At 50.6% G+C, this 17,286-nt stretch carries 15 protein-coding genes and 1 pseudogene; 11 read left to right on the forward strand and 5 right to left on the reverse strand.

Features of this window, described 5'->3' with window-relative positions:
- Positions 1–120: 120 nt before the first annotated feature.
- The 3 genes and pseudogenes from I4W93_RS14175 to I4W93_RS14185 form a co-directional block, all read left to right on the forward strand.
- Entirely contained in the window at positions 121–1,959 is a 1,839-nt protein-coding gene (locus I4W93_RS14175; RefSeq protein WP_205313585.1) for a M2 family metallopeptidase, read from the forward strand.
- Positions 1,960–2,452: 493 nt separating this feature from the next.
- Positions 2,453–3,325, forward strand: coding sequence for a serine aminopeptidase domain-containing protein (locus I4W93_RS14180; protein ID WP_205313586.1), 873 nt, complete (start codon positions 2,453–2,455; stop codon positions 3,323–3,325).
- A 27-nt stretch (positions 3,326–3,352) separates the two neighbouring features.
- Positions 3,353–3,886: pseudogene (locus tag I4W93_RS14185) on the forward strand (alpha/beta hydrolase family protein); the annotation flags it as partial.
- A gap of 42 nt (positions 3,887–3,928) precedes the next feature.
- Here I4W93_RS14185 and yjjG read toward each other — a convergent pair.
- The 5 genes from yjjG to I4W93_RS14210 form a co-directional block, all read right to left on the reverse strand.
- A complete protein-coding gene (yjjG, locus tag I4W93_RS14190; RefSeq protein WP_205313587.1) occupies positions 3,929–4,612 on the reverse strand; it encodes a pyrimidine 5'-nucleotidase in 684 nt (227 codons plus the stop codon).
- Positions 4,613–4,685: 73 nt separating this feature from the next.
- Positions 4,686–5,759, reverse strand: a complete 1,074-nt coding sequence (locus I4W93_RS14195; protein WP_205313588.1) for a WD40/YVTN/BNR-like repeat-containing protein — start codon at positions 5,757–5,759, stop codon at positions 4,686–4,688.
- A 251-nt stretch (positions 5,760–6,010) separates the two neighbouring features.
- The gene (locus I4W93_RS14200; protein ID WP_205313589.1) at positions 6,011–6,685 is read right to left on the reverse strand and encodes a nitroreductase family protein; all 675 of its coding nucleotides are present in this window, start codon (positions 6,683–6,685) and stop codon (positions 6,011–6,013) included.
- Positions 6,686–6,806: 121 nt separating this feature from the next.
- A complete protein-coding gene (locus tag I4W93_RS14205) occupies positions 6,807–7,706 on the reverse strand; it encodes a dienelactone hydrolase family protein (RefSeq protein WP_205313590.1) in 900 nt (299 codons plus the stop codon).
- A 96-nt stretch (positions 7,707–7,802) separates the two neighbouring features.
- Complete coding sequence (locus tag I4W93_RS14210; RefSeq protein WP_224673462.1) at positions 7,803–8,675, reverse strand: MBL fold metallo-hydrolase; 873 nt, start codon at positions 8,673–8,675, stop codon at positions 7,803–7,805.
- A gap of 115 nt (positions 8,676–8,790) precedes the next feature.
- Between I4W93_RS14210 and I4W93_RS14215 the strand changes: the two genes are divergently transcribed.
- The 8 genes from I4W93_RS14215 to I4W93_RS14250 all read left to right on the forward strand — a co-directional run bounded on the left by I4W93_RS14215 (position 8,791) and on the right by I4W93_RS14250 (position 17,282).
- The gene (locus I4W93_RS14215; protein WP_205313591.1) at positions 8,791–9,540 is read left to right on the forward strand and encodes a sulfite exporter TauE/SafE family protein; all 750 of its coding nucleotides are present in this window, start codon (positions 8,791–8,793) and stop codon (positions 9,538–9,540) included.
- Between the two features lie 22 nt (positions 9,541–9,562).
- The gene (locus I4W93_RS14220) at positions 9,563–9,967 is read left to right on the forward strand and encodes a rhodanese-like domain-containing protein (protein WP_205313592.1); all 405 of its coding nucleotides are present in this window, start codon (positions 9,563–9,565) and stop codon (positions 9,965–9,967) included.
- Positions 9,968–9,994: 27 nt separating this feature from the next.
- Positions 9,995–10,399, forward strand: a complete 405-nt coding sequence (locus tag I4W93_RS14225) for a YeeE/YedE family protein (protein ID WP_205313593.1) — start codon at positions 9,995–9,997, stop codon at positions 10,397–10,399.
- Positions 10,400–10,409: 10 nt separating this feature from the next.
- Positions 10,410–10,817 carry a DUF6691 family protein gene (locus tag I4W93_RS14230; RefSeq protein ID WP_205313594.1) on the forward strand — a complete coding sequence of 136 codons (408 nt, stop codon included), beginning with the start codon at positions 10,410–10,412 and terminating at the stop codon, positions 10,815–10,817.
- Positions 10,818–10,926: 109 nt separating this feature from the next.
- Complete coding sequence (locus I4W93_RS14235; RefSeq protein ID WP_205313595.1) at positions 10,927–12,141, forward strand: methyl-accepting chemotaxis protein; 1,215 nt, start codon at positions 10,927–10,929, stop codon at positions 12,139–12,141.
- Between the two features lie 152 nt (positions 12,142–12,293).
- Complete coding sequence (locus tag I4W93_RS14240) at positions 12,294–13,370, forward strand: efflux RND transporter periplasmic adaptor subunit (protein WP_205313596.1); 1,077 nt, start codon at positions 12,294–12,296, stop codon at positions 13,368–13,370.
- Positions 13,367–16,486, forward strand: coding sequence for an efflux RND transporter permease subunit (locus I4W93_RS14245; RefSeq protein ID WP_205313597.1), 3,120 nt, complete (start codon positions 13,367–13,369; stop codon positions 16,484–16,486). The genes I4W93_RS14240 and I4W93_RS14245 overlap by 4 nt, the downstream gene beginning before the upstream one ends.
- Positions 16,479–17,282: a hypothetical protein gene (locus tag I4W93_RS14250; protein ID WP_205313598.1), complete on the forward strand. Its 804-nt coding sequence runs from the start codon at positions 16,479–16,481 to the stop codon at positions 17,280–17,282. The genes I4W93_RS14245 and I4W93_RS14250 overlap by 8 nt, the downstream gene beginning before the upstream one ends.
- Positions 17,283–17,286 lie beyond the last annotated feature (4 nt).

Raw genomic sequence — 17,286 nt, forward strand, 5'->3', positions numbered from 1 at the left:
ACAACACCACTCTATAGCAAGTAGACTGGCGTTTACCGCCACTGCCTGTTTATACTGGTGCAGTTAAACCACGGCCATCTTTTTATAACAAAACACAAACAACAATGAAAAAGGTACCCTATGATCACATTTAAACTCTCTGCCACCGCGTTGCTGGTGGGTTCAGCCTTGCTGCTCAGCGGCTGCGGCCCGCAGCAACAAGCCGACGCACCACAGCAGGCGGAACAAAAACAACTTACCGAAGCCGATGCACAGGAGTTTCTGGCTGAAACTGAAACCAAGCTGGTGCAACTGTATAAAGAGTCCAACCGCGCCGAGTGGATTTATGCCAACTTTATTACCGAAGATACCGCGTCACTCTCCGCCGATGTGAATGAAAAACTCACCGTTGAAATGGTACAGCTGGCTACCGCCGCGGCAAAATTTGATCAGGTGGCGTTATCAGACGACAGCCGGCGTAAGCTGGACAAACTCAAGCTGGCACTCACCTTACCAGCACCGCAAGATACCGCTAAAACCGCCGAAATGGCAAAAATTGTTGCTGAACTGGGCGGCATCTACGGCAAAGGCAAATACTGCCAAGCCGACGGTAAGTGTTTATCGCTGGGTGACATGTCGGCCATTATGGCCAGCAGCCGTGATTATGATGAACAACTGGCAATGTGGCAGGGCTGGCGTGAGATCAGCACACCGATGCGGCCGCTGTATACCCGCTTAATTGAGCTGACCAATGAAGGAGCCAAAGAGCTGGGCTATGCCGATACCGGCGCGATGTGGCGCTCTAAGTACGATATGCCGGCCGATGATTTTGCCAAAGAGCTGGACCGCGTCTGGGATCAAGTAAAGCCCTTGTATGAATCACTGCACTGTCATGTGCGCAGCAAATTATCAGAGCAATATGGTGCCGACAAAGTGCCGCTGGATAAACCGATTCCAGCGCATCTGCTGGGCAATATGTGGGCGCAAAGTTGGGGTAATGTGTACGACTTAGTCGCACCGAAAGACGCCGATCCGGGTTATGACGTTACAGAGCTTTTGGCCAAACATAACTATGACGAAATTAAAATGGTGCGTGGCGCCGAAGCGTTTTTCAGCTCACTGGGTTTTGCCCCGCTACCGGAAACATTCTACCAGCGTTCACTGTTTACCAAGCCGGCTGATCGCGACGTGGAATGCCATGCTTCCGCCTGGGATTTAGATGCCAAAGACGACTTGCGCATTAAAATGTGCATCCAGCGCACTGGTGAAGAGTTTTCGGTAATTCACCACGAACTGGGCCACAACTATTACCAGCGCGCCTACAAAGATCAGCCGGTGTACTATCAGGAAAGCGCTAACGACGGCTTCCATGAAGCCATCGGCGACACTATTGCCTTGTCGGTCACGCCCGATTACCTAAAGCAAATTGGTTTACTGGATAAAGTACCGGACGAAAGCAAAGACATTGGCCTGCTGCTGAAAATGGCGATGGATAAAATTGCCTTTGTACCCTTTGGTTTATTAGTCGATCAATGGCGCTGGCAGGTGTTTAACGGTGAAATTACCCCAGCGCAATACAACGAAGCCTGGTGGCAACTGCGCGAGAAATACCAGGGCGTTGCTGCGCCAATCGCGCGCTCAGAGGCAGATTTTGACCCGGGCGCTAAGTACCATGTGCCGGGCAATGTACCCTACACCCGCTATTTCTTAGCGCATATTTTGCAGTTCCAGTTCCATAAGGCACTGTGTGATATCGCCGGTAACGAGGGTGCCGTGCATCGCTGTTCGATATACAACAGCAAAGAGGCCGGCGCTAAGCTAAACCAGATGCTGGAAATGGGCTCCAGCCAGCCATGGCAGCAAGCGCTTGAAGTAGTAACCGGCAAACCAGAAATGGATGCCAGCGCCATACTGGCCTACTTCGCCCCGCTGCAAGCTTATTTAGACGAGCAAAACAAAGGCATGCAGTGCGGCTGGTAACAGCTAACTGTTAAAAAAAGCCCGCTTTTGCGGGCTTTTTGTTTGAGGCACTCATCACTTTTTAACGGTTGCTCTTTAGCTTTCTCGCGATGCAATAGAACACTAAGCTAACTATCACTGACCACAAAAGGTATGCGGGCAATGTCGTCTGTAGCATTAAAAGTCCGCTGTCCACTCGCCGCTCTTCAACTAAAAATGGCGTAGCTTGTTGATTGAATGAATAATTAAAAATAAAAAAGCACACAACAAAATTCAGTAAAGTTAAGCCGGTGTATACCGTCAGTGTTTTCATAGGCTGATTATTTCACCTGCCAAAACCAAATTTTTCTGCCTGGTTTAAGTCACTTACCCGACCGAAAAACTCCAGAAAACTGCGCGCAAGCTTTAACCAACAAGCACACAATTAATTGTTACTAATTTGCAACAAAGGTAGACTGCCATGAATTGAATAGCTCGTCGTTATAAGAGCCTAGATTTTAGGAGTAAAGTAGTAGTGATTAAAACAATTCAACGCTTATTGCTATGGCTGATAACCACCTATTTTCTGGCATTGCCGGTTGTGGCACAGGTTCAGCTTCATAGCACCTCTGTTGGTGACTATCAGCTGTATCTACCAAAGGCACAGGCGAAGCATATTCTGGTATTGGCGCATGGCATGCTGGATAAAAATCAGCAGGCGGCAGCGCAGACTAAAACCTATGCCGAACGTTGGGTACCCTATGCAGAGCAGTATGGTCTGATTATTATTGCACCGGTTTTTGACAACGAGCACTTTGGCAATTTGTCGCAGGGCTATGGTGGTTACCGTAATTTATTCGGCAAATACATTGGCGCTGATGAATTTGTACACCAGCTAATCAGCCAATATCGCAGCCAAACCCAAAGTGGTGCCAATCAGTTTTATTTGTATGGTCACTCTGCTGGCGGCCAGTTTGTTGCACGTTACGTGGTTACCCATCCTGGACGCATTATTAAAGCTGTTATTAGTGCCGCAGGCCGTTATTCGTACCCCGATGATAACGTACCCTGGCCTTATGGCGCTGGTAGTCTTAACAAAATCATTCAGTGGGATAAAGGTGCAATTAAACGGCAAGAACGCGTTAGCCCACAACTACGCAATTACGCCAGCGCTGCTAACAAAGTGCAGATAGTAATTGGCGCAGCAGACACTAAAACCCAGGAGCAACGCGCGGCGCATATCGGCAGTAACCGGCTAGAATTTGCATACAGCTGGGCAGCGGCAATGAACAACCTTGCCGCACGCCACAACATGGCCGCCAATGTTCAAGTACATCAGGTGCCAGGCATAGGGCATGACTCGGCCAAACTTACCGCTAAAGCGGCAGCGGTCTTATTTTCAGACTAGTGCTCAGAGAACACGGCAGGATTCAGCAGCAGCGATATTTACCGGCCGGACTGGGGTTCGAAAAGCTGCGCTGCCTGTAATGACCACAGCGGCAGTGAAGAAACACCGGTGCGCAATGCGCTGCAGCAGGCGTTGGCCAGCTCCTGCACCGGTAAGATAGATGTGATAGGCCATTCGATGGGCGCGACCCTGGCGGCCCAGCAAATAGACAAATTGGCTATAGCGTCACAGGTAAACAGTTTTGTCGGTATTGCCGGCGCCTTTCGCGGTTTATTAAGCTGCGGCGTGTACCCGTATAATGTGTGGAACTCAACCTGTGGCAGTGCCGGGCTCTCGGTATCAAGCCCGTTTCTGGATGGCCTGTACGGCATTCGCTTTGGCCAGAAAGTGTATTCGATAAAAAGCTACAGCGATCAGGTAGTGTGTTCTACCGGCAGCTGCCTGGTATACGGTATTCACAGCAGCAGTATCTGGGGTGAAAATGCCAGCTATAACTACCTGCTGGGGCATTTTGGTTTGCAAACTGACACTGCAGCGCAGCAGTATCAGCTGATTAAATAGCCGGAAAATGCTTACAGAAAGCTGCAGTTTACCAGCAGGCAGTTAAGTGCCTGTGCTAAGTAACCAATGCTGCAATTGCGCAAGTGAGGCCACTTCATGGTGTGGTGTTATACCATCAGGCCGTTTGGCGCCGTGGCGGTTTAGCCAGCAGGTGTCGATACCGGCATTAATGCCGCCTTGTATATCGGCATGCGGGTTATCACCTACCATTAAGATGTGCTGTTTCGGTGGATGGCCCATCAAGGAAAATGCATGATTAAAAATGTCAATATGCGGCTTAGCAACGCCAACCTGCTCTGAGATAACTAAGGTGTCAAATACATCAGCAAAACCGGTGCGCTCAAGCCGTATTTGCTGCAGCTCGGTAAAGCCATTGGTAATAATGCCCAGCTTTGCCCGGCCTTTTAACGCATTAATCAGCTCTGTGGCGCCTGGCAGCGGTGTGCAAATATCGGCCATTGCCTGCATAAAGGCGCTATTTAACGCGCTGGCAGTTTGGCCAAGCTTTGCTGCCCAGGGGGTAAAACGGTTGACTTGTAACTGCAGAGCACTGATGTCGCCCTGCTGATACTGCTGCCACAACGGCAGATTAATAGATTGATAGTACTCATATTCGTCGGCACTAAACTGATACTGCTGACGGGAAAACATCAACTGCAGGCCGGCGAAGGCGTCAAAATGAAATAAGGTTTCGTCGGCATCAAATAAAATCCACGGGTAACGCACTATAGCCTCCAACGTTAAATATTAGCCGCTAGTTTACCAGCTTGCGGCTTAACAACCCTCTGGCGTGCAATAATTACTCTAAGCGTACTTTCATCATGCCGCCTTTGTACAAGCCCAGATATAAATAGGACTGCTCTTGCTGCTGCACCAGCAGCATACTGCGTACACCGCCCATAAAATCTGGTGGGCCTTGATAATGCAAGCGTTGCCAACTTTGGCCGGCATTGTCAGACCATTGTAAAATAAGCGGTTGCGGCTCATTAAATTTTTTATCCCATCCCGCTGTGTACAAACGGCCATTGCTATTGGGATCCATGGCTATGTCAAAATAAAATCGGTGATCAGACTCTGGTAACAGGTTTATCCAGCTGTCGCCGTTGTTGGTGGTCATTACAATGCCGCCCTCGCCACAAGCATAAACATGATTGTTGGCAAAACGCAGGTTGTAATACACACTGGGATCGGGTAGTAACGCTTTAAACGTTTGGCTATGCCCATCGGCTAACCGATAACTGAACAAGACCCCATTCTCAATGGCTCCCTGCCCACCCCACCATATGTGGCTGCGATCTGGCGCTAACGCTAAAGCGCTGTTGGGTTGAGCCAACATGTCCCAGTCGCCTTGTAGTTTTTGCCAACTGATGCCTAAGTTGTCCGACTGTGCCAGCACGCCAAGCCCTGTGGCGTATAACCGTTGCTGCAACGTGTCGTAGTGCAAAGCATAAATACCTTCATGCTTGCCATCTTCACCAAATGGACGCGACACCGCCAACCAACTGGCGCCAGCGTCAAACGATTCTTGCAGGTGATTACTCGCAGATTCAGTCGCATCTTGCAACCGCACCGCCGCCAACCAATGTTGGTCGGTAATCATGGCCAAATCTTGTAACTCGTAACCTTCCAGACCTATTAACTGCCAGCTGTTTTGCTGTTGTTGCTGTTGGTACAGGCCATTATTGGTTAATGCCAGAATACTATCTTCTTGCTGATACAGGCGCTTGATAATTAGCCCATCAAGGCCTTGATGAGTGAATTCAAAAGGCTCTGGCGTTGAAACCGGTGGCGGTTGTAATGGTGTTGTATCACCATTACAAGCACTTAGTGCCAACCAACACAGTAACCACAGTAGAACATTGCCTAATTTCATTATGCCTCCTTAAGCAGGCCATGCTGACGTTAGTCTTTACGCGGGGCCTTGGTTAAACTAGCCAATATAAAACCATAAATGAAACAACAATGTTGTCAACATTAGTAATTTATGTGAAATTAAATGCCTATGGACGCAGACCCTGAGTTAACTGCGCTGAAAATGCCCACAATAACTGCCTACAGGGGCTTTTGGCTGACATACCGATACCGTTGCGCAGCAATGTCAGCTGATTAAATAGCTAAGCTGCGTCACAAAAAGCTGCAGATCTGCTCTAGGCTTTTCTTTTTCAGCGCATGCTGTGGCACCGTGGCATCTTCTGCAGGATAACCGGTAACAATAAGCATGTAAGGCCGCTCGTTGTCATTGTCGCGGCCACAAATTTTGCTTAGAAAGCTCATCGGCTTCGGGGTATGGGTTAACGTGCCCAAGCCAGCGTAGTGCAGTGCCTGCAATAAAAAGCCGGTAGCCAGCCCGACAGACTCATGCACGTAATAATTAGTTTTGTCATCCTGCTGCTCTATACCACCGCGCTTTTTACTGAACACGGCGATAAGCCAGGGTGCGGTTTCTAAATAGGCCTTATTGGCATTGGTGCCAAGTGGTTTCAGTGCATCCAGCCATTCCTCACCGGCCCGTCCAGCGTAAAAGCCTTGCTCTAACGCTTCAGCTTCGAGACGGATTTGCTGTTTAACCTCAGCGCTTTGAATAGCAACAAAATGCCACGGCTGATGATTAGCACCACTGGGGGCTGAACCTGCCGCCAGGATGCAGTGCTCTATTAGCTCACGCGCCACTGCCCGGCTTGAGAATTTTCGGATAGAGTGACGCCGGCGCAGATTTGCCAGATGCTGCTGTGCGCGCGCTAACATTTGTTCGGGTGGGTATTCAATAAAATCAGTCAGGGGAACATGCTGTTCTGTCATCAGCCTAGCCTTGCGATAAAAATGGTAACGCAGGTTATAGCGAAAATCTTGCGGCTTTACCAGCAGGCGCCAATACGCCTGAGCTGAAGAAAAACCGCAACAATGTCTACAAGCACGCTACCTAGCTTAAATGCTGCTGGAAAAACGCCAGCGTGCGCTGCCAGGCTAAATCGGCCATATCCTTGTTATAGCGCGCGGTAGAATCATTATGAAAGCCATGGTGTGAAGCCGGATAGAATTCAATCTTGTAATCAAGTTTGTGCCGCTTAAATAGCTCTTCTGCCGCTGGCCACATAGCATTTACCCGCTCATCCAGTTCGCCCAATTGCACCAGCAGCGGCGCTTTGATGTTGGCAATGCTGTCAACCGGCGGCGGTGAGCCATAAAACGGTACGCCGGCATCAACAACTTCAGGCAGCTCAGCCGCTAAGCGTCCGGTAATGGCGCCACCAAAACAAAAACCGACTACACCCAGTTTGCCACTGCCGCCTTCCAGCTGTTTCAGCCACAGCGCAGCGGCCTTTAAATCTGCCACTATTTTTGTCGGTTCCAGGCTGCGTTGCATCGTACGGCCTTCATCGTCGTTACCCGGGTAGCCACCCAATGGCCACAAGGCGTCAGGGGCAAAAGCGATAAAGCCGGCTTTGGCTAAACGGCGCGCGACATCTTCGATATAGGGGTTTAAGCCGCGGTTTTCGTGGATCACCAGCACTGTAGGCAGGGCAGCAGTGGCATTTTTGGGTTTTACCAAATAGCCGCGGCCTTCACCGTAGCCTTGTGGTGATGCAAATTTCTGATAACTGGCAAGAATCCCTGCATCGTTAAATGACACCTGCTGCGCCAACGCATAGTTGGGCAACATGCTGTTGATAAAGGTGGTGGCCAGCGCCGCATTTACTGTCAGGCTGGCCATAGCGCTGAAAAAATCCCGCCGACTTAACATACCATGGGCGTATTTATCGTAAAGCTGATAAGCCTGATTGGGTATTTCAGGTGAGGGCTGTTGTGTTTTGTCTTTCATCCGTACGCTTCCCGTTGCTTAGTTGCTGAGCAGGTGTACGGTTTATAGTGCAAAAACGATCGGCTGTCAGTGTCAGCCGATCGTCTGACGCTAAATTTAGCGCTGTTTTAACGGGATCTTGATATAACTTACGCCATTGTCCGCGGCTTTGGGCAACTGACCACCGCGGATGTTCACCTGCACCGCTGGATATATCAGCCTTGGCACCGCCAGCGTTTTATCGCGCGCTTCACGTTTTTGCACAAACTCTTGTTCTGGCGTATCGCTTTTAACATGAATATTCTGTGTTTTTTGCTCAAGCACGCTGGTTTGATACCTCAATTCGCGCCCGCCCGGTTGATAGTCATGGCACATATAAATTTTTGTCTCGTCCGGTAGCTGATAAATACGCTGAATAGAACGATAGAGAATATGCGCGTCACCACCGGGGAAGTCGCAACGTGCCGTGCCGGAATCGGGCATAAACAGCGAGTCACCAACAAATAAGTTACCAGCAATCAAATAACTGACACTGTCATTGGTATGCCCCGGGGTGTTAAGCACCTGCGCGGCTAAACTACCAATACTGAAGCTTTCATTGTCAGCAAACAACTTATGAAAATAATCACCTTTGGCCAAAAGCTCATCATCGCCCAAGTTAAACACTAGCTTAAAGGTTTGCTGCACTTTTTTAATACCTTCACCTATTGCCACCGGCGCACCAGTTTTGCGGTGTAGGTAATCAGCCGCCGATAAATGATCGGCATGGGCATGGGTTTCCAGAATCCATTGTAGCTTAAGCTGATTGGCGGCTAAATATGCCAGGATGTTGTCAGCGTTTGCCGTGCTTACTGCGCCTGCCGCCGCGTCGTAGTTCAGCACCGGGTCGATAATGGCAGCGAAACTGCTGTTGCTATCGGCCACCACATAACTAAAAGTCGAGCTGTCGGCATCGAAAAACATTTTAATCTGTACTTGATCAACGGCCATTTCAACCTCTTAAATTAGAATATGCTAAATTTAGATTGCAGCTTAGCGAAAACCACTCTAGAATGCAATTCATGTTATAAGCATATTCCATTATGTTATATAAGGTAAAGTCATTATGTTAGCCTTACTGGGTGCCATTGTTATCGGTTTAAGCTTGGGGCTGTTTGGCTCAGGTGGCTCTATCCTTACCGTGCCGGTACTACTATACTTGCTGCATATGCCGCCTCAACTGGCGATAGCGTCGTCATTACTCATTGTAGCGGGTATCAGCTTATTCGGCTCGGTGCGTAATGGCTTGCAACGGTTAATCAGCTGGCGCCATGTGTTATGGTTTGGTATTCCGGGTATGGTGGGCACCTACGGCGGTGCCTGGCTAGGAACCTTAGTTGATGCGCGCTGGCAGTTGCTGGTATTCGCCTTGCTTATGTTAGTCGCTGCGGTAATGATGTGGCGCAGCAAGGTTGGCGAGCTGGGCAACGGTAAAGCATTTAAACCGGTGAAAATTGTTATCGACGGCTTAGCAGTCGGCGCCATTACCGGCTTTGTCGGCGTGGGCGGCGGCTTTTTAATCGTGCCAGCGCTGGTGTTACTGGGTGGTTTAACGATGCCGGTTGGAGTGTCGACCAGCCTGGTTATTATCGCGATGAAATCTTTTGTCGGTTTTGGCAAATACTATTGGGTAATGGCCTCAGACGGTGCTGTATTTGATTGGAAAACCATAGGTTTGATGATTATCGCCGGTATTGCCGGTAGCTATGTTGGCGCAGCTGTGGGCAGGCGCTTACCTAAACAGCAGTTACAGCGCGGCTTTGCCATATTCTTAGTGATCATGGCCGTAGTCGTTATTTATCAATCTGTTCTTTAATGTCAGTTAACAGGAGCATCCGATGAAAACCTCACAACAACTTATCGCAGAAGCCAAAGCGGCCATTAAGGAAGTTACTATTAATGATCTGTACGCCGCTTTGAGCCGCGACGCCGAAACAGTATTGGTCGATGTACGTGAACCAGCTGAATTTGCCCAGCAGCATATAGTGGGTGCGGTAAATTACCCGCGTGGTGTACTAGAGATGAATATTCACAACCACCCTAAAGTGGCAGCCAGCGGCTGTGCGGCTGATATGGCTCTGGCGCAACTGGCGCAAAGCCCGCTGTATTTAATATGCCGCTCTGGAGCGCGCTCGGCGTTGGCGGCAGAGTCATTGCAGCGCATGGGCTTTACTGCTGTGTATTCGGTAGCCGGCGGCATGCAAGCCTGGCTGGATGCTGGTTTTGCAGTGAAGCAGCAATAAGCAGTTAGACACTACGAGGAGCACAACATGGACAACTTTACCCCGTATACGGCCCTAATTGGCGGCGGCATGATAGGCTTGGGCGCATTGATCTTATTCGTGTTTTCCGGTCGTGTTGCCGGTATCTCCGGTATTGCCAGTTCAGCGCTGTTCTCCAGCGATGGCCGCAGCTGGCGGCTGGCCTTTTTAGCCGGCGTTATCGCAGGCCCTTTGCTGGTAGGCTCCTTGATAACTGATTTTAATTACAGCACGCCAGAGCTTAGCTGGCAGGTTGTTGTTGCCGGTTTACTGGTGGGTGTAGGCACCGGCTGGGGCAGCGGTTGTACCTCTGGCCATGGTATTTGCGGTATCAGCCGTTTATCGCCGCGCTCTATCACCGCCACGCTGCTGTTTATGTTAAGCGGCGTTGTTGTCGCCACCCTACTACGTTAAGGACGCCACTATGCCAATTATTATTGCTTTTATTGCCGGCTTACTAATGTCAGTGGGTATTGCTTACTCACAAATGATAGACCCAGAAAAAGTACTGGGGTTTTTAACGCTGAACGCTAACTGGGACCCCAGCTTAATGCTAGTGATGGCTGCTGGTTTGGCAGTTTACAGCAGCGGTTACTGGTTGTTTGCCAAAAAAGACAAACCGCTATTTGCACCACATTTTAGTATGCCCGGCAAAAAGGATTTAGATAAACCGCTGGTCATCGGCTCATTATTATTTGGTGCCGGCTGGGGTTTAATCGGTTACTGCCCGGGCCCTGCACTGGCGGCTATCAGCTCCGGCAGCAGTGGTACCTTGGTGTTTATTGCTGCCATGGTCGCTGGCTGGTTTATCAGCCGTAAACTGGCTATTTAAACTAACTTTGTTGCAGATCATACTGCACTAACGCAGGCAGGTCGCAGCTTGCCTATTGCTATGTTATGCTGATTTCATCTCAGTTTACTCTGGCAGGACTTGCGACCTTATGAGCGGTTTCACTTCCCTTTACTTATTTATAGAGCGCAGTTTTTTCGGCAGTTTAAGCCGAAAAATTGTGGGTAATATCAGCTTTTTAGCGGTTTTTTTCTTACTGGCGCTGTATCTTGCTTACCCTGAAGGTGGTGCAAACGGCCGCTGGTGGACATTACTGCTGCTGGGTGTTGGCGCCTTTGTTTTTACCATTGGTTATATGCACTATTTAATTGTGCGGCCGGTAAAAGCACTGGTATCAGCACTGCATGATACCAACCGCAAAGGCACCGATTTAAACCACCGTCTGCCAGCTTTTACCTATGATGAGTTTCGTACCCTGTCTGAGGAATATAACCAGTTTGTCAGCCAGCTCGGCGTGCTGCTGGGCGATATTCACCAACAAGCGCGCGACACCCACCAGGTAAATGAGCAGGTGTCTTCCGCGGTAAAAAGCACTCGCAGTCATTTACAAGACACAGAAAAACGCAGTGGACAGATTCGCCGCGACAGTGACCAAGTATTGCAAAATCTGGCCGATATTGTGCAGCACGGCGACGAAGTAAATCAGATATCCGGTGTTGCAGTAGATAAAGCCAAAGTAGCCAGCGGCCAGATGCAGCAGTTAAGCGGTCAGTTGTCCGGTATTGTTAAGCTGCTCGACAGCTTTGGTAGCACCATAAACGGCCTGCATAAAAACTCCGAAAACGTGCGGCAGATTCTGGTGATGGTAGAAACCTTTTCCGACCAAACCAACCTGCTGGCGCTAAATGCCGCTATTGAAGCCGCCCGTGCCGGTGATGCTGGCCGTGGTTTTGCCGTTGTGGCTGATGAGGTGCGCACCCTAGCCGCCAAAGTAAATGATGCCACTAAGCAAATTTCCGGCTTTTTAAATGAAATGGAACAGCTGGTGGGTGAAACCCGCACCGAGTCGCAAGGCCTGAACCAGCAAGCGCAGCAGGCGCAGCAACAAATTGCCAGTACCAGTGGCGAGTTCGTCCAGTTACAGCAAGAGCTGCAGCAGGCGAAGAGCGGTATGCAAAGTATCAACCAAACCGTGTTGCAATTAGAGCAGCGTTATCAGCAAACGCACCAGCATTTAAGCGCCATTGAACAGGTAACCAGCGCGGCTTACAGCCAGATGGCTTCTATTGACCAGGCCGCCAAAGACTTGCTTAGCGGCACTGCCCGTACTCAGCAGCAATTAGGCCGCTTTGCCCGCAATCAATAGTTATTACTTGCACCAGCATTAACCGCGCGTTAAGCGCGGTTAATGCTGCCATATTTGCTTACAGTTACGGCCTTGATGACATTCATCACTGTAGGTATATTTTACCACCATGCCCCAACTGCGGCCTTGCTCCCTGCTACCTAGGATATTTTATGCTGAAAAAACTCTCGTTCTCCCCTGTGCTACTGGCAATTGTTCTGGCGGTGGCAATGTTACTGTGGCTATTAAGCGGAGATACTTTCAGCGCCAAAGATACCCAGCCTGCGCCGCAACAGGTCGCCCAAAAACAGCTGCCACAGGTTGAAACACGCTGGTCAGAGGCGCAGCTGTACCAGGCAACACAAATTGCACAAGGCCAGGTGTTGCCATGGCGCAGTGTCAGCATTAAATCGCAACAAGCGGGCCGGGTTGAAGCGCTGCTAAAGCAGCAAGGCGATAACGTGGCACAAGGCGATAAACTGCTGCGCTTATCGGATGAAGGCCGAAGCGCAATGTTGGCACAGGCTAAAGCCAACCTGACGCTGCGCCAGAGTGAACTTAACAGCGCCCGTACCCTGGGCAAAGCGCAGTTTTTATCGGCCACCGAACTAACCCGACTGGAAAGTGAACTGGCCAAAGCCGAAGCCGAGCTACAAAACGCGACGCTGGCGGTTAAGCAAACCGAGCCGGTAGCGCCGTTTAATGGCGTGGTCGACCGGCGCCATATTGAAGTGGGCGATTTAATTCAAACTGGCACAGCGCTGCTGCAGCTGGTACAAATTGATAAGCTTAAAGTCACCGCACAAATTCCCCAGCAACATGTTAGCGCTTTACAGCTTGGCCAACAGGCCAAGGTTCGATTACTGGATGGCCGCGCGCTTAGCGGCGAGCTGAGCTTTATCAGCTATGCCGCCGACAGCGCTACCCGCAGTTATTATATTGAAGTTAGCGTAGCCAACCCACAGCATTGGCGCATCGCCGGTGCCAGTGCCACGCTGGACATTGCCTTAGATAGCGTGCCGGCACACCGTATCTCGCCAGCGTTGCTAAGTTTAGATAACAGCGGCAAGCTAACCGTGGCCGTAGTGGATGAGCAGCAACAGGTGGTGTTTTATCCGGTGCAGATTCTTACCGCCGACACTGACGGTGCCTGGGTTAGTGGCTTACCGGCACGGGCGCAAATTATTACCCAGGGCGCCGGTTTTGTCCGCGCCGGTGACAAGGTAAAGGTAGCAGGAGCTAAAGCATGAACAGCTTGATCCAGGCTGCCATACAGCGCAGCCGCGCCAGTATGATGCTGTTGCTGTTTTTATTTATTGCCGGCATCAGCGCGTATCAGTCTATTCCGAAAGAAGCCAACCCCGATGTCGCCATTCCGATGATGTATGTGTCGATGTCGCTGGATGGCATTAGCCCGGAAGATGGCGAGCGCTTGCTGGTGCGGCCGATGGAGCACGAGTTGCGATCGTTAGAGGGCATTAAAAAAATGACCTCTACCTCAAGCGAAGGCCATGCCTCGGTGATGCTGGAATTTGACGCTGGCTTTGATGCTGATAAAGCGTTGGCTGATGTGCGGGTGAAGGTCGATGCCGCCCGCTCCAAGCTACCCAGCGAAGCAGACGAGCCTACCGTAAACGAAATTAACGTCGGCTTGTTTCCGGTGCTGTCAGTCGGTTTATCCGGGCCAATATCAGAAAACCAGCTGGTATTTATTGCCCGCCAGCTGCAGGAAAATATTGAAGCCATTCCCGAAGTGCTGGAAGTAGATATTGGTGGCGATCGCGAAGACTTGCTGGAAATCGTGGTAGACCCGCAGGTACTCGAGGGCTACGGCCTGGATTACCAGCAACTGTTTAGTCTGGTGTCAAACAACAACCGGCTGGTCGCCGCCGGCAGCTTAGATACCGGCGCCGGTCGCATGGCGATGAAAGTGCCGGGCGTAATTGAGGATTTAAACGACGTACTGTCAATGCCGATTAAAGCCGATGGCGATACCGTGATCACCTTTGGCGATGTAGCCACCATTAGCCGCAGCTTTAAAGATCCGCTCGGTTTTGCCCGCATTAACGGCCAGCCAGCGGTAGTACTGGAAGTAAAAAAGCGCGCCGGCGCCAATATTATTTCTACCATCGAGCAAACCAAAGCCTTAATTGAACAGGCCAGTAGCCAGTTTCCCGACGGCATGCAAATTAACTACATTATGGACCAATCCAAAGAAGTAAAAAACATGCTGTCAGATCTACTGAACAACGTGTTAACTGCGGTGGTACTGGTTCTTATTCTGATTGTCGCCACCATGGGCGTGCGCTCGGCGCTGCTGGTAGGCATTACTATACCCGGTGCATTTTTTGCCGGTATTTTAATGATTGCTGCGCTTGGCTACACCATGAATATTATCGTGCTGTTTGCGCTTATTCTGGTGGCCGGCATGCTGGTAGACGGCGCCATAGTAGTCAGCGAGCTGGCCGATCGTAATTTAGCGGAAGGGCAAAAGCCTAAGCAAGCCTGGGCTAATGCCGCCAGCCGCATGGCCTGGCCTATTATTGCCTCAACCGCCACTACAGTGGTGGTGTTTATGCCACTGCTAGTGTGGCCCGGCGTAGTTGGCCAGTTTATGAAATACCTGCCGGCCACGGTCATTTTATGTTTGCTGGCATCACTATTTATGGCGCTGATCTTTTTGCCGGTAATGGGCTCGCTTAGTAAAGCACAACCTCCTCAGCACCAGGTAGAGCAAAGCCGCGCCGGTTTAGCCTATCGAAACTTACTGGGCCGCTTATTACGCCGCCCCGGGCTAACCTTTGCCGGCCTGCTGGGCGCTATGCTGCTTATCTTCGTCGCCTACGGCAAATATAACCATGGTATGGAGTTTTTCCCATCGGTAGAACCCGAGTCTGCGCAGGTGTGGGTTCGGGCGCGCGGTGATATGTCAATCCATGAAAAAGACGCCCTGCTAAAAAAAGTAGAGCAGCGCTTGCTGGGGTTAGCTGAAGTTAAAGCGCTGTATGCCCGCTCACTGGCCAGCGCCGGTGGTGAGCTGGCTCCTGATGTCGTTGGTACCTTGCAATTTCAGTTTATCGACTGGCATGAGCGCCGCCGCGCTGCGGCTATTTTAGCTGATATGCGTAAGCTTACCGCCGATATCCCCGGTATTATTCTTGAGTTTCGCCAGCAGCAGGAAGGCCCGGCAGCCGGTAAACCGGTAGAGCTGCAGGTTAGCAGCATGGAATCAGCCGCCACCGAGCAGGCAGTAGGTCAAATTATTGCCAAAATGCGTGAGCTGGGCGGCTTTGTCGATATTGAAGATGACAGAAGCCTGCCCGGTATTGAATGGCGCATCGAGGTAGACCGCGCCGCCGCCGCACGCTTTGGTGCCGATGTGCTTACCGTGGGTAATGCGGTGCAGATGATCAGTAATGGCTTATTACTAGCAAAGTTTCGGCCGGAATATGCCAGCGACGAGGTAGATATTCGCGTGCGCTTGCCACAGAACTGGCGCTCGTTAGACCAACTGGGCCGGCTAACCATTCAAACCACGCGTGGCCAGGTACCGCTAAGTAACTTTATCCAGCTAGTGCCCGCGCCAAAAACCAGTGTGGTAAAACGCATTGACGGCAACCGGGCAATAACAATAAAAAGCGATTTAGCTGAAGGTTTTCAGGTAAGTGAGCGCTTACAGGCCTTGCTGGGTAGCGATGTTAAACTGGCAGATAACGTGATGGTTAAAACCGCCGGTGAAAGCGCTGACCAACAAGAAGCCATGACCTTTTTACTCGGTGCCTTTGCCACGGCAATATTTTTAATGCTAATGATTTTGTTGGTGCAATTTAACAGCTGGTATCAAAGCTTACTGATCTTATCGGCGATTATTTTCTCTACTGCCGGCGTACTATTAGGCTTACTGGTAAATGGCCAAAGCTTTGGTATTGTGATGGTAGGTATGGGTATTATTGGCTTGGCCGGTATCGTGGTAAATAACAATATCGTACTGATTGACACCTACAACCAACTGCGCGATAGCGGCTTGTCGGCCATTGATGCGGCATTGGAAACCGGCTGCCTGCGCCTGCGCCCGGTGCTGTTAACCTCTATTACTACCGTATTGGGTTTGCTGCCGATGGTATTGGCCGTTAACGTTAACCTGTTAGAACCCAGCCTGGGTTTTGGCGCGCCGTCTACCCAGTGGTGGACCCAGCTATCCAGCGCCATTGCCGGCGGTTTAACCTTTGCCACTGTACTAACGCTGTTTTTAACCCCTTGCATGTTGGTATTGGGCGAAAAACTGCGGCCGCGTAAAGTAAACCAAGAGGAAACAGCAATAAGTAGCAGTGATGATATTGCGTTGCTGCTGAAAAAACGTGCCTAAGCTTAGCGTGCTGCTATTGATACTGGTGCTGCTTGGCAGCGCCAGCCAGATTAGCCTGGCGGCAACAGCGCCATATCAGTTGCACTGGCAGCACGAGTTCAGCTCTACCGAACAAGTAAAATTAAGTCAGTGGCTAGCCTTTAGCAGCCAGGCAACCTTAAAGGTGCTTGGCCCCTATCCATTTGCCATGCAGTTATACGTTTACCGTCGTGCCGGCAACGAGCCGGTGCCCTGGGCCAATACCTGGCGGGAGCATAGCCAACAAGTGCATTTTTATGTTGCGCCGCAGTTTAGCAAGCATGAGTTCGTTGCCGATTGGACTGGTTACCATGAAATGGCCCACCTGGCGCTACCCTACCTCGGCCAGAAAAATGCCTGGTTTGCAGAAGGGTTTGCCAGTTATATGCAATATCAGATCATGCAACAGGCGGGCTTAATTGACAGTGCCGCCAGAGTAATCAATGCGAAATTTGCGCCGCAGCGCAAACATTACCTGCAGCAATTAAGTATGGCCGATAGCGCCGCACAGCTACTGAGCCAGCGCCGCTTTGCCGCAGGCTACTGGGGCGGCGCGCAGTTTTTTGTCGTTGCCGAGCGCTTATTGCAGCAACAGGGTAAAGCGCCGCTCAATCTGCAGATCCAGCGCTATCAGCAATGCTGCCGCCTGCAGGACACCGACCTTGCACAACTGATACAGTCGCTCGACAACCTTAGCGACAGCACATTGTTTCGCCAGCTATTGCAGGAATTTAACCAGTTGCCGGCAGAGGCTTTTTTGCAGTTGTATCAGTTATAACCTG

It is taken from the genome of Rheinheimera maricola, assembly GCF_016918075.2.
GTDB classification, from domain to species: domain Bacteria; phylum Pseudomonadota; class Gammaproteobacteria; order Enterobacterales; family Alteromonadaceae; genus Alishewanella; species Alishewanella maricola_A.